This window comes from Janthinobacterium sp. YR213 (assembly GCF_900099875.1).
In the GTDB taxonomy this organism is placed as follows: Bacteria; Pseudomonadota; Gammaproteobacteria; order Burkholderiales; family Burkholderiaceae_D; genus Janthinobacterium; species Janthinobacterium lividum.
This window is the reverse complement of the sequence record NZ_FNDA01000007.1, coordinates 164115-177411: the sequence shown is the minus strand read 5'-3', so window position 1 is coordinate 177411 and position 13297 is coordinate 164115. Positions and strand designations below refer to the sequence as shown.

The 13297-nt window shown below is 62.7% G+C and carries 12 protein-coding genes; 2 read left to right on the top strand and 10 right to left on the bottom strand.

Going from position 1 to position 13297, the window contains the following annotated elements:
- Positions 1 to 46: 46 nt before the first annotated feature.
- From BLT98_RS26075 to BLT98_RS26050, 7 genes are all read right to left on the bottom strand, one after another.
- Positions 47 to 907 carry a cytochrome c oxidase subunit 3 gene (locus BLT98_RS26075; protein ID WP_034784877.1) on the bottom strand — a complete coding sequence of 287 codons (861 nt, stop codon included), beginning with the start codon at positions 905 to 907 and terminating at the stop codon, positions 47 to 49.
- A gap of 40 nt (positions 908 to 947) precedes the next feature.
- Positions 948 to 1154, bottom strand: coding sequence for a DUF2970 domain-containing protein (locus tag BLT98_RS26070; protein WP_034749002.1), 207 nt, complete (start codon positions 1152 to 1154; stop codon positions 948 to 950).
- Between the two features lie 9 nt (positions 1155 to 1163).
- Positions 1164 to 1736: a cytochrome c oxidase assembly protein gene (locus BLT98_RS26065; protein ID WP_034784875.1), complete on the bottom strand. Its 573-nt coding sequence runs from the start codon at positions 1734 to 1736 to the stop codon at positions 1164 to 1166.
- Position 1737: 1 nt separating this feature from the next.
- Positions 1738 to 1842, bottom strand: a complete 105-nt coding sequence (locus BLT98_RS29375) for a cytochrome oxidase small assembly protein (protein ID WP_211551746.1) — start codon at positions 1840 to 1842, stop codon at positions 1738 to 1740.
- A 51-nt stretch (positions 1843 to 1893) separates the two neighbouring features.
- Complete coding sequence (ctaD, locus tag BLT98_RS26060; RefSeq protein ID WP_034784874.1) at positions 1894 to 3498, bottom strand: cytochrome c oxidase subunit I; 1605 nt, start codon at positions 3496 to 3498, stop codon at positions 1894 to 1896.
- Positions 3499 to 3511: 13 nt separating this feature from the next.
- Positions 3512 to 4720, bottom strand: a complete 1209-nt coding sequence (gene coxB / locus BLT98_RS26055; RefSeq protein WP_034784872.1) for a cytochrome c oxidase subunit II — start codon at positions 4718 to 4720, stop codon at positions 3512 to 3514.
- A 464-nt stretch (positions 4721 to 5184) separates the two neighbouring features.
- Complete coding sequence (locus tag BLT98_RS26050) at positions 5185 to 6108, bottom strand: methyltransferase domain-containing protein (RefSeq protein WP_034784870.1); 924 nt, start codon at positions 6106 to 6108, stop codon at positions 5185 to 5187.
- Positions 6109 to 6165: 57 nt separating this feature from the next.
- Between BLT98_RS26050 and BLT98_RS26045 the strand changes: the two genes are divergently transcribed.
- Together BLT98_RS26045 and trmL are read left to right on the top strand one after the other, a co-directional pair.
- Positions 6166 to 6921: a ComF family protein gene (locus BLT98_RS26045; protein ID WP_092612903.1), complete on the top strand. Its 756-nt coding sequence runs from the start codon at positions 6166 to 6168 to the stop codon at positions 6919 to 6921.
- A 42-nt stretch (positions 6922 to 6963) separates the two neighbouring features.
- Positions 6964 to 7434 carry a tRNA (uridine(34)/cytosine(34)/5-carboxymethylaminomethyluridine(34)-2'-O)-methyltransferase TrmL gene (gene trmL / locus BLT98_RS26040; RefSeq protein WP_034784868.1) on the top strand — a complete coding sequence of 157 codons (471 nt, stop codon included), beginning with the start codon at positions 6964 to 6966 and terminating at the stop codon, positions 7432 to 7434.
- A 113-nt stretch (positions 7435 to 7547) separates the two neighbouring features.
- On the opposite strand, the gene BLT98_RS29305 is transcribed toward trmL, so the two are convergent.
- From BLT98_RS29305 to BLT98_RS26020, 3 genes are read right to left on the bottom strand one after another with little or no spacing between them, the layout of a single operon-like run.
- Positions 7548 to 8297, bottom strand: a complete 750-nt coding sequence (locus tag BLT98_RS29305) for a hypothetical protein (protein ID WP_092612900.1) — start codon at positions 8295 to 8297, stop codon at positions 7548 to 7550.
- 17 nt (positions 8298 to 8314) lie between these two features.
- Positions 8315 to 9541, bottom strand: a complete 1227-nt coding sequence (locus tag BLT98_RS29300; RefSeq protein WP_170846502.1) for a hypothetical protein — start codon at positions 9539 to 9541, stop codon at positions 8315 to 8317.
- Between the two features lie 33 nt (positions 9542 to 9574).
- Positions 9575 to 13270, bottom strand: a complete 3696-nt coding sequence (locus BLT98_RS26020) for a tubulin-like doman-containing protein (RefSeq protein ID WP_092612891.1) — start codon at positions 13268 to 13270, stop codon at positions 9575 to 9577.
- Positions 13271 to 13297 lie beyond the last annotated feature (27 nt).

The window sequence follows — 13297 nt, the reverse complement described above, 5'->3', positions numbered from 1 at the left end:
TTATGGTGCCGGCGCGCCCCTCAACAACGCGCGCCCTGCCCCGCCATTATAACCAATACACGACCACGTACAGGCCCAGCCAGACGACGTCGACAAAGTGCCAATACCAGGCGGCGCCTTCGAAGCCGAAGTGGTGCTCGGGCGTAAAGTGGCCTTTCAGCACGCGGTACAGGATGACGGACAGCATGATGGCGCCCAGGGTCACGTGGAAGCCGTGGAAACCCGTCAGCATGAAGAAGGTGGCGCCGTAGATGCCCGACGTCAATTTCAAGTTCAGTTCGCTATAAGCGTGGATGTATTCATACACCTGGAAGCCCATGAAGATGGCGCCCAGCAAGATCGTGGCGAACAGGAACAGGGCCGTCATGCCGCGGTGGCCGGCGCGCAGCGCATGGTGCGAAATGGTCAGGGTCACGCCCGACAGCAGCAGCAAGGCCGTGTTGATGGTCGGAATCCAGAACGGCGTCATGGTGGTGAATTCCTGCACCGTGCCAGCCGGGCCCGTATTGCCCCAGTGGGCGGCGAAATCGGGCCAGATCACCTTGTGGTCAAGGTCGGCCAGCCACGGCATGGAGATGCTGCGCGCGTAGAACAGGGCGCCGAAGAAGGCGGCGAAGAACATGACTTCCGAAAAGATGAACCAGCTCATGCTCCAGCGGAAGGAGTGGTCGATGCGCTCGCTGTACAGGCCCTGTTCCGATTCGCTGATGGCGTCGCCGAACCAGAAATACAGCACCAGCAGGATGCCGGCCAGACCCAGGTAATTCAGGTACGGGCCCCAGGAAACGTCGTTGACCCAGGCCGAGGCGCCGATCATGGTCAGCAGCAGGCTGGCGCCGCCCAGCATGGGCCAGCGCGACGGGCCGGGCACAAAATAATAAGGTACGGCGGCGTGGTTGGAACTCATCATCATCTCCTCAAAAACTTATAGGGTGGTTTTTTATAATTTATAAAACGACGAATTTGACAATCGAAATCAATATGCCGATCAGGCAAGCCACCACCAGGAAACCGGCGATGACGATGTGCACGGGGTTGAGCTTGGCCGAATCCGTGTCGAAATCGCTCTTGCGGCGCAGTCCCGTGAATGACCACACGACGGCCCGCAGCGAATACAGGAACGACGCTTTTTCAGGCTGCTTGGATTCGCCCATGCCACTCTCCTATTGGACGGCCGGCGTCTGAGCCTGGCTCAGACCGGCTATCTCGAAAAACGTGTACGACAGGGTGATGGTTTTCACCTCTTTCGGCAGGGCCGGATCGAGGAAGAACACCACCGGCATCTGCCGCGCTTCCTTCGGTTTCAAGGTCTGCTGCTTGAAACAGAAGCACTCGACCTTCTTGAAATGCGGCGTGGCGCTCTGTGGCGCGTAGCTGGGGATGGCTTGCGCGTTGACGACGCGGTTTTGCGTGTTGACCACTTCATACATGACGGTCACCAGTTCGCCCGGATGCACCTGCATGCTCGACACCGTCGGGCGGAAGCGCCATGGCCCCTGCGCATTGCCGTCGAACTCGACGGTGATGCTGCGCGTCGTGTCGACCTGTGTATTGTTGTCGTAGGCCACCGTGCCATCTTTTTGCGTCAGCACGTTGATGCCCATCACTTCGCAAATCTGCTTGTAGACGGGAATCAGGGCATAGCCAAAGCCGAACATCAGCACCGCAATGACGAGCAGCTTGCCCAGCATCTTGCGGTTCAGGCCGCGTGTTTCCTGTTGGTCGGGCGTCGTCACGTCAGAGCCACATGCGCTTGACGAATACGGACAGGAAGAAGAAGGCCGCCAGGGCCCCCAGTATCAGCCCGGTACGCAGGTTGTTCGGTTTTTTACGTTCGGTCATGACAGGCACTTTATTCAAGACGGGCCGCGGAACACGCCGGCCCGGGATACCTTATTTCACTGTCGGCGGCGTTTCAAACGTGTGGAAAGGCGCCGGGCTCGGCACGGTCCATTCCAGGCCTTCCGCGCCTTCCCATGGTTTCGCTGGCGCAGCCTTGCCGCCGCGGATGGTCGGCAAGACCACGAAGAACAGGAAGTACACCTGCATCAGGCCAAAACCGAAGCCGCCGATCGAGGCGATCATGTTGAAGTCGGTGAACTGCGCCGGATAGTCGGCGTAGCGGCGCGGCATGCCGGCCAGGCCCAGGAAGTGCATCGGGAAGAAGGTCACGTTGAACGTGATCAGGGACAGCCAGAAGTGGATCTTGCCGCGCGTCTCGTTGTACATGTGGCCCGTCCATTTCGGCGACCAGTAGTAGAAGCCGGCAAATAGGGCAAACAGCGAACCGGCCACCAGCACGTAGTGGAAATGCGCCACCACATAATAGGTATCCTGCAACTGGATGTCGATCGGCGTGACGGCCAGGATCAGGCCCGTGAAGCCACCCATGGTAAACACGAAGATGAAGCCGACCGAGAACAGCATCGGCGTTTCGAACGTCATGGAACCCTTCCACATCGTGGCGATCCAGTTGAACACTTTCACGCCCGTCGGCACGGCGATCAGCATGGTCGCGTACATGAAGAACAGCTGGCTGGTCACCGGCATGCCGGTGGTAAACATGTGGTGCGCCCAGACGATAAACGACAGAATCGCGATGGAAGCGGTAGCGTAGACCATCGATGCGTAGCCGAACAGGGGCTTGCGGGCAAACGCCGGCAGGATCTGCGAGACGATGCCGAAAGCCGGCAGAATCATGATGTAGACCTCGGGATGGCCGAAGAACCAGAAGATGTGCTGGTACATGACGGGGTCGCCGCCGCCTGCCGCATTAAAGAAGGACGTGCCGAAATGGCGGTCCGTCAGGGTCATGGTAATGGCGCCAGCCAGCACGGGCATGACGGCGATCAACAGATACGCGGTAATCAGCCAGGTCCAGCAGAACATCGGCATTTTCATCAGGGTCATGCCCGGTGCGCGCATGTTCAGGATGGTGACGATGATGTTGATCGAACCCATGATGGACGAGGCGCCCATCAGGTGCATGGCAAAAATCGCCATGTCCATGCCGGGGCCCATCTGCGTCGACAGCGGCGCATACAGGGTCCAGCCGGCAGCCGTGGCGCCGCCCGGCACGAGGAAGGACGTGGCCAGCAGGATGGCGGCCGGCGGCAGCAGCCAGAACGAGAAGTTGTTCATGCGGGCAAAGGCCATGTCGGACGCGCCCACTTGCAGCGGGATCATCCAGTTGGCGTAGCCGACGAAGGCTGGCATGATGGCGCCAAACACCATCACCAGGCCGTGCATGGTGGTCAGTTGATTGAAAAATTCCGGGTGAAAGAATTGCAAGCCTGGGTGAAACAGTTCCGTCCGGATCATCAGGGCCAGCACGCCGCCCGACAGCAGCATGATGAACGAGAACCACAGGTACAAAGTACCGATATCCTTGTGGTTGGTGGCAAACAGCCAGCGGCGGTAGCCAGTGGGATGATCGTGGGCATGGTCGTGATCGTGACCGGCGTGGTCCAAGGTGCTAGTGCTCGTGCTAGTACTCATATGCGACTCCTAATTACTTGCGTGCAGCCACGATTTCGGCTGGTTGAACGATGTTCTCTTCGGCCTTGTTCGACCAGGTATTGCGCGTGTAAGTGATCACTGCGGCAATTTCCGTGTCGGACAGCTGTTTCCAGGCTGGCATTTCCGCCGGATACTTGCCGCTCTTTTGCCCGTTCAGCAAGACATGGATCTGTTCCGCTTTCGGACCGTTCACCACGGCCGAGCCGTCCAGCGGCGCGAATGCACCGGGCACGCCCTTGCCTGTCGCCTGGTGGCAGACCACGCAGTTGGCCGCATACACTTTCTCGCCCTTGACCTTCAACTCGTCGATGGTCCACACCTTGCTTGGATCATCAGCCAATGCCGCCATTTCCTTTTGTTTTACATCAACCCAGGCCTTGTAGTCATCGGCGGAGACGACCTTGACGACGATGGGCATGAACGCGTGTTCCTTGCCGCACAGCTCGGCGCAATTGCCGCGGAAGGTGCCGATATGGTCGGCCTTGAACCAGGTGTCGCGCACGAAGCCGGGAATCGCATCCTGCTTGACGCCGAAGGCGGGCACGGACCAGGCGTGGATGACGTCGTTGGCCGTCAGCACCACGCGGATCTTCTTGTTGACCGGCACGACAACTTCGTTATCGACTTCGATCAGGTAGTTTTCGCCCCGCTTTTCCGTCGGCGGCACGCCTGGCGCGCCCACTTGCGAGCGCGGCGTGGCCAGGTTGGAGAGGAAGGAAATGCCTTCGCCCTCGCCTTTCAGGTAGTCATAGCCCCATTTCCACTGCATCCCGGTGGCCTTGATGGTGATGTCGGCGTTCGAGGTGTCCTTCATGCCGACGACGGTGCGCGTGGCAGGCAGGGCCATGCCGATGACGATCAGGAAAGGCACGACGGTCCAGGCGATCTCGACGGTGGTGCTTTCGTGGAAAGTGGCCGGCTTGTGGCCCAGGGACTTGCGGTGCTTGAAGATGGAATAAAACATGACGCCGAACACGGCCACGAAGATCACCAGGCAGATGATCATCATCAGGGTGTGCAAATCGTAGATTTCATGGGCGATCTGTGTCGCCGGCGGTTGCAGATTCATTTCGAACGGCACGGGACCGCCGGTGCCGGGATAGGTGCCGGCAGCCGGTGCCGCCGTGGCCCATCGCCCGATGCCAAACGCTGTCAAAGACAGCCCGAGCAGCAACGATTGAAGTCGCTTTGCATGTGTCATGTTTTCCCCAACCACCCAAAAATAATGATATTTTAAACGGCTGCGGACTTCTCCGTACTGGACCGCTGCCGCTCCTCCATGAAAGCAACACGGCCAGAATACGGCCATGTGCGTCAAGCACCAGCGAATTCCATGCTGGCTGCCGCAGCAAAAACGGCGACGCGCAACCATGCTGGAACCCTGTTTTTCTTCCCCACACTGAAATGGCCTTGTGTGGAAGATGGTTACTATACTAATGCAGTAACTTCGAATTAGTCTTGCTTTGTTTTTTTTATTTTGTATGCAGCCCTTGTTTTTTCTACTTAGCAAGCTGACAAACAATCAACGATTATAATCAAGTAAACTTGAATCCATCAAGCAATAATCGGCTTTGTGCGCGCCCTTTTCCTGGCCGCCGCGCGCTTTGCAACGCTTGCTGCTGCATCCATGCGCGAATGCGACCAAGTGTCGGTTTCTTTAGCCTTTTATTTGGGCTTTCTCGGCAAATCAAAGCGGATGATCGCCTCGCCATTGCGCGTCACGCGCGGCGCGGGACGGAAGGCGTGGCCATAAATCACCTCGAAACTCAGGCCCAGCTTGCCGTCGGGACGGCGCATCTTTTCCAGCGCGGCCAGCATGCGCTGCCAGGCCGCCTTGCCCATCAGGCCGCGCCGGCGCGTGGTCAGCGGATTGCCGCCGAAGGCGCGCACGTCCGCCAGCAGTTTTTCCGCCGTATCGTAGGTGACGGTGATGATTTCCATATCCAACACGGGCGTGGAAAAACCCGTCTCGACCAGCATGTCGCCAAAGTCGTGCATGTCGACGAAGGGCAAGGCGTGCGGATATAAATCGGCCTCGGCAAAGGCGTCGCGCACTTCGCGGAAGGTGTCGGGACCGAAACAGGAAAACATCAGCAAGCCATCGAGGCGCAGCGCGCGCCGCCATTCGGCAAACACGCGGTCGGGCTGGGCATGCCAGTGCAGCGCCAGGTTGGACCACACGAGGTCGATGCTGCCCTGCGCCAGCGGCAGGTCGCCGAGGTCGCCGCACAGCAGATCCACGCCCGCCTTGGCCGGCAAGAGCTTGCTGAGGAACTGGTTCAGGCTGGCCAGTTTCGACGCGGGCGCGCGCGCCGCCTGCATCATCGCTTGCGCTGCATCGAGACCGATAATCTGCGCGGCGGGATAATCCTTTTGCAGCTGCGCCAGGTCCGCACCGGGGCCGCAGCCGGCGTCAAGCACACGGTGCGGCGTGATTTTCACCAGCTCCAGGCGCTCGTGCATGCGTGCCGACACTTCGCGGCGCAGGAAGTCCGACGGCGCGATGCGCGCCGGACGGGAAAAGAAATCGCGTACTTGCACCGCATCGATGGGCGCACTCATTTTGGGCGGACTGGTGGGAACTGGCATGTTGAATCTGGTGAGGTGAGATAATGTCGGCAGTGTACATGGAACGACGCCATCGCGATGCGGACCGCCACCCAGCACCGCCTTGATGCCGCGTGGCAGGCGCTGCGGCTGTGGCTGTGGCTGGGCGCCACCTTGCTGCCGGCCCAATGCGCGCTGTGCGGCATCGGCTGCCCGGAAGTGCTGTGCCCGTCCTGCCGCGCACAGTACCTGGGACTGCTGCGGCACCGCTGCCGCCAGTGCGCCAATCCGCTCGACGATGTGGCAACGCTGTGCGGACGCTGTTTGCGCCAGCGGCCCGCGTATGACGCCACCATCACGGCGTTTGATTATGCGGCGCCCGTCGACCAGTTGCTGCTGCAGCTGAAATTCGGCGCGCGCCTGGCGCTGGCGCCCCTGTTGGCAGAATTGCTGCATGTTGCCATTCGGCAACAGCCAGATTGGGAGGCGCCGCAGTTGCTGTGCCCGGTGCCGCTGGGCCCGGCCCGGCTGGCCGAACGGGGCTTTAACCAGGCGCTGGAAATTGCCCGCCCGCTGGCGCGCCTGCTGCACGTGCATTTACAGCCCCGCCTGGCGCTGCGGGTGCGCGAAACCCGGGCGCAAAGCGGCGTGGCGCCGCAGGAGCGGCAAGCCAACCTGGCGCACGCGTTCGCCATCGCGCCGGAACACGCGCCATTATTGCAAGGATGCCATGTGGGCATCGTCGACGACGTGATGAGCAGCGGCCACACCGTCAACGCGCTGGCCGCCGCCTGCAAGAGCGAAGGCGCGGCCAGGGTCAGCATACTGGTGGCGGCGCGCACGCCGCCGCATTGAATTCGCTATATATTAGATACAGACAGACCCAAGGAGAGCATTTTGTTTCACGTTGTTTTGGTAGAACCTGAAATCCCGCCCAATACGGGCAACGTCATCCGCCTGTGCGCGAACACGGGCGCGCAGCTGCACCTGGTCGAACCGCTGGGCTTTCCGCTCGACGATGCCAAGATGAAACGCGCCGGCCTCGATTACCACGATTACGCCAAGATGAAGGTGCACAAGAACTGGGCAGCGTTCCTGGCCGACACCCAGCCCGACCCGGCCCGCATGTTCGCCATGACGACGCGCGGCTCGCGCCCGTTCGGCGACGTGGCCTTCCTGCCGGGCGACGTGTTCGTGTTCGGTTCCGAGACGAAAGGCCTCGATCCGGCCCTGCGCGACGGCTTTCCTGCAGAGCAACGCATCCGCCTGCCGATGCGCCCGGACAACCGCAGCTTGAATCTGTCGAATACGGTGGCCGTCGTCGTCTACGAAGCCTGGCGCCAGCATGGCTACCAGGGCGGCGCGTAGGTCGGATCAGGCCCAAGGGGCCGTAATCCGACAACATTGTTGGCGTTAGTGGCGTTGTCGGATTACGCGGGGCTTTACCCCGCTAATCCGACCTACGCGTTTGCATACGGCAATCAGCGCAGCGCCAGCTGCGCGTCAACGCCCGTATCCACGTCCAGCATCACCAGCTGCGTGCGCAGGTCGCGCGTCGCGGCCAGCTTGCCGTTCACGTACAGATTCGTCTTGACGCCATACACGCCCTGCGACACGCCGGCCGGCAAGGTCAGCTCGAACGAGTTTTCAAAGCGCCCGCCCGACTTGTTGTTGCTGGCCAGGGCTTTCGAGCCGGACTTGAATGGCTGGCCTTGCGGGTCGAGCACCACCAGCTCTTCGCGCACGTCGTTGACGCTTTGCGCGCTGCCGTTGACCAGCTCCACCACCGAATTAACCTTGAACGGCTGGCCGCGCTTGACGGTCGATGCGCTCAGCTGCGGCGTGTACGACACCACTTGCGGTTCGCGCGGCAGCGCGCCGCGTGTGCGGATGTAGTCGCGGTCCGCCTGCGCCGCCGTCTTGGTCTGGCGCGAATTGACATTGATGGCCAGGCAACCGGCCGCCGCCAGGCCGCCGCCGATGGCCGCGCCCTTCAGCGCGCTATTCTTGCCGCCCGCCAGCGCGCCCAGCAGCGCTCCCACGGCCGCGCCAGCAGCCGCCGTCGCGCCCATGCTGCACGGGTCCTCATCCGTGGCCGCCTGGCTTCCACCCTGCGGATAGGAACTGTCCTGACGCACGCCGTTCGGGTTCATCGGCGCCGTGGCGCAGCCTGCCAGCATGGCCGCAATGGTCAGCGCAGCGGCTGCGCGCAAGGTGGTGTGGTTCAGCATGGTGATTCCCCAGATAGCTAATTGATCGTTGTTTCCGTCTGCAGCACTTGCCGTTCGCGCTCGCGGATGCGGCGCGACAGATTGTCGATGCGCGCATTGCCCGGATCGACGCGGCGCGCGCTTTCCAGATACGTCTTGGCCGCATCGAACTTCCCTTCCAGCAAAGAACGCTCGGCATCGCGCAAGAACGATTGCGCCATCTCGTTTCGCATGGCTGCGCCGCTATCGACGGGCGACGTTTCCGGCGGACGGCGTTCGGCCACCGCTGAACGTTCGACCGCGCGCGCGGGCGCAGGTTCCGCTGGCACGGCGCGGGCCGGTGCCGTTTCCACCGGCGCCGGGGCAGGCTCCGCGGGCGCCGACAGCGCCTGCACGTCGGCCTTCAACTGCGGCAATTCCAGCGCTTCGCGGTCGATCGCTTCCAGCCTGGCGATGCCATTCCTTGCCGCCGTCGCATCCTTGCCGTCCAGCGCCTGGCGCACTCCCACCAGCACGGACGCGGCTGCCGCCTGCTGGCGCGCCAGCTGTTTGCGCAGGGAATCCACACTGGCAGCGCCCGCGCAATCGGCGTCGAGCGCGGCAATGCCCCTGGCCGCGCTTTGCAATTGATGGCCATCAATGTTGCGCTCGATGGCGCGCACGCCGCGCTGGCAGCTGCCCGATGCGGCGCCCGCCTTACTGATGGCCGCCTGCAAGTCGTCCGCCTTGGCGCTGGACTTGCCCGTACACACATTCTTCGCCGTCGCCAGCTTCTGGCGGGCGCCGTCCAGGCTGCCATTCGCCACCAGTTGCAAGCCACTGTCGATGGCGTCATTACAGGCCGACTCATTCTTTCCGCCCGGCTTGCCATTCATGTAAACGATGACGGCTGCCAGCACGGCAATACCGCCCAGCCAGCGCAGCCACTTGCGTGGCGGTGGCGGTGCTTCGGTTGACGCAGGTGGAACTGCCGGCACGGGCTTCGGCACGGCTTTCGGCTGGGCCGGCTTCGGCGGCGCTGGCGGCGGCACGGCAGCCGGCGCGGACACCAGCACCGGCGGCGGTTTCGGCGTCGGCACAGGCGCCACAGGCACGGGCGGCGGCTTGGGCGCTACCGGCGGGGGCGCTGGTACCGGCGCGGGAACAGGCAGCGGCGGCGGCACGGCCGCAGCTGCCCGGACAGCGCCAGCCACCGCGTGACCGCAGTACGGGCAATGGCTGACAACGGTCCACAGGCCCGTCTTGCATTTGTTGCAGATATCCAAAACTAATCCTTCATTCCAACGTCATTCCAGCGTTCACAAGGGCGGCGGCATCAACGGTGGCGGCGCGCCGAGGAACAAAGGCGCCAGTTCGGGGAACTGGGCCAGGTCGGCCCAGGCCGGCAAGCCGGCGCGCCACACCTTGGTGGTGCTTGGTGCGACTTGCCCTGCCTGCACGTACTGCACGATCTGCTGGGCCGTGAACGGTCCCTGCTGCTGGCCGTTTATACCCAGGAAATACTGGTATTCCACCAGCGGCGGCGGCATGCCGCCCAGCGGTGGTGGCATGCCGAACGCGATTGCCGCCGGGGCAGCGGCCGCACCTGCCGGGCGCAGCAATTGCTCGAGGCGCCCCGCTTCCAGCATTTCCGCCTTGATCGCATATTTCAGGCGGGGCTGGCCGTCCGCGTCCGGCTCGCGCACTTCCCAGTCGTAGGCATCGCTGTCGGAGTCGCCGATGACATTCGCCCACTCCTTCAGGCGTCCCAGCAAGGCTTGCACCGTGTGGTCGAGCTCGTCGCTGGACATGCCCTTGCGGCGCGCCGACTCGCGCAGGCGCGCGCCCACTTCGGCGGAAATGGCGCTGCCAAAACCGATGTACGGCAGCTGCGAGCCATCGGCTTGCGCCACCAGCTTGGGCGCATACACGCCCCGCTCGTAGTATTTTGCCAGCGCGGCCATGGCCGCCGTCTGCACGGCATCAAGCGCCGTCAATTTTTCTTCGATGCGCAGGGCGATATTTTTCTCGTACGAGGCAGGCATGCCGTTCTGGCGGATGGCCCGTTCATTGCCGATGCGGCGCAAGTCGCCCGGTTCGACGGCAAACTGGTACTGGCCCGGCGGCACGACCCGGCCCGTGTGGCGTGTCAGCACGCCCAGCATGATCGCTTGCAGGAATTCGCCGAAGTCTTCCGCCAGGCGCTTCATCTCGTCCGTGTTCGGCGCGATCGGGTGCGTGAATTGCGTCGGATCGATGTGCGTGTGGGTCGGCGCCTTGTCGTTGTCGCCTTCCTTGCGGTAACTGGTGCGCCAGCCTTCCAGGCCGCGCAGCACCGTCATCGGCACGCCGGCCAGTTCGCAATAGCAGACGGCGCGCCCGCGGATGCCCGTCTCGACGATTTCCAGCTGGCTCACCGTGATGCCCACCTGGGTCGGCACGCACGATTCGAGCTCGGCGCCGAACTTCGCCTTGAAGGCGGCCGCGTTGGCCACGCCGATCACGCACTTGAACTGGTCCGACACGACCGTGAAATCACCCGCCATGTTGGCGTCGATCCACGGCATGGAGCAGGCCAGCAGCTTGCGGAAACGGTCCAGGCGTTCGGACACATCCATCTGTTCCAGCGCTTCGAACAGCGGGTCGGGCGTGCTCGTCGCCCCTTCGGCCAGGCCAGCCGTGGCGATCATGTTCTCGGCCATGCGCGTGACCTTGGCCAGGATCAAGCCCCGCTGCGCCGGCTCGCCCAGCATGGGGAACAGCGCTTTCGAGCCGCCCATGTCCTTGAACGCTTCATCGGCCCACTGGCGCAAGGTGGCCGCCGATGGCAGCGCGATGTCTTTTTCCGTGACGGGAATGACGATCAGGGTCGCGTGTTCCTTGTCCAGGTCCTTTTGCAGGATGGTATTGGCCGTCTTCAATTCCGCCAGCATGGCCAGCACGCCTTCGCGGCCCGTTTGCAGCTCGCCCACGAGGCCATTCCACTGCGCGCGGCCTTGCGCGTCGACGCCGATACGGTTGCCCAGCCAGCGCGACAGTTCGCCCAGCAGCAGTACGGACTCGTCCGCCGCCTTGGCGCGCAAATGGAATTTCAGGGCATTCGCCATTTCCGTGCGCAAATGGTCCATCACCACGCCCGCCTGCTTTTCGCCATTGCTGAGGAAGCCGAAGGTGCTGCGCGTCTGCTCCAGGTTGTTCAGCAGGCGCTCGTATTCGCGCGAGCGCACGGCTTCCTTGATTTCACGGTAACGCTCGGCATTGTTGCCGATCTGCGCCGTCAAGCCGCTGCCCGGCGCCTCGATGCGGTCCTTGATCTGTTCCACCAGCGACAGCACGTATTCGAGGCCGCCGAATTCCTTGTTGTCCAGGTAGCCATACAGCTGGTCGCGCACGACTTTCTTGACGTCTTCCAGCACTTCGCGGCGCCGCTTGCTGATACGGTCTTCCGTCGTGTCGGCCGTGGAATCCTGGTCGCGCACGGCGTCGCGCTCCAGGTGCTTCATGGCGTCGCGCACCTGCGCCGGCCATTCGCTGCGGTCGAAACCCGTGCGGATATCGTTGATGCGCGTATTGACGCGGTTTTCCACGCCGGCCAGCAAGTGGCCATGGCGGTCTTCCAGCAATTCATCGACGACGCGGAAATCGATGAAGTCGCCGCTGGAGCGCTTCAGTTCGATGCTCTTGTCGGAAAACTCGGGGAAATCGCTGAACGGCGTGCCCTTCAGGAACATATTGGCTGCGAGGAAATTATCGCGCTGCGTATCCGTGGCGCGGTTGGCGCCCGCATCCGTGCCGCCCACGCCAAAGAATGCTTGCAGCATGGCGCCGGCCCAGCGGTGAGCCCGCTCGTCGCGCGCCGCTTCCTGGCGCGTATCGAGCACGGCCATGCCGAACGAGGAAAAGCGCTTCGAGAAATACAGGCGCATGTCGCCGAAGCGGTCTTGCGGCACGGGCGCGTTGTACAGCGAGTTCTTGTGCTGCGCCTGGTTGACGGCGATCGAGCGCTTGGCGCGCGCGAAGTCGGCCGAGGCGAAATCCTCGAACAGCGAATCGGCCACCATATGGTAGACGTCGCTGACATCCTTGGTGTGCTGCTGGGCCAGGTTGCCCGAATCGATCAGGTAAACCTCGCTGTACGGCTCGCGCGTCAATTCCGGCCGGTCATACGCATCCCAGCGGCCCACATAACCCTTGTTGCCCATCATGGCCGCTTCCAGCTCCATCAGCGCCGCGTAGCCGTTGGCTTCGACCCGGTCCTTGTTGGCCTTGGTGTAGCCGGTCGGCAAGAACAGCATCAGCTCGACGTCGGCCGCGCCCACTTCGCTGCGCGCCAGCCAGCGCGCCAGCAAGCCCATGTCGAGGAAGGAACCGGAACCCGTGCCGCCCGCCACGGAACCGACGATGACGATGCGGAAACGGTTCGTTTCCATGCGCAAACCCAGTTCGGCCAGCTGGCGCTCGTGCGACAGGCCCGCTTTCAGGGCTTTCAGTTTCAAACGGATCTTGTCGCGGATCTTGGCATACTTGTCGAAGAAATACAGGCGCGACACGGCGCGGATCTGCCCGGCGCCGCTGCTCATGTCGAAACGCAGTTCGCGGATGCGCTGCGGCGTCAGCGGCAGCCATTCCTTGATATGCGGATACTTCTCCAGGGAATCTTCATCGCGGCTGTACTTGTCCATGTCGAACGATTCAACCACCTTGTCGTCGTCCGTGAACTTCACCTGGTCGAACTGCAAGTCCTTCGCCTGCGACTCGCCGCTTTCGATCACGGCGCCATTGTCGAGGTCGAAATGGATGAATTGCGCGATGGGAAAGTCGGCCAGCCCCTCGATGCGCGTGCGGTTGCCCGCGCCGCCCCACAGGGTGTTGAGGATGCGCCGACGCACGCGCATCAGCACCTGCATGCCCGTGCCGCCGATGCCGATGAACAGGGTCGGGCGCAGTTCGATGATCTTGTCCTGCTTGCGCTCGCTGGCGCCGCCGGTGATGGTTTGGTTCAGGTTCTCTGCCATGGTGATTCCTTCGATGATGCGTGCAAC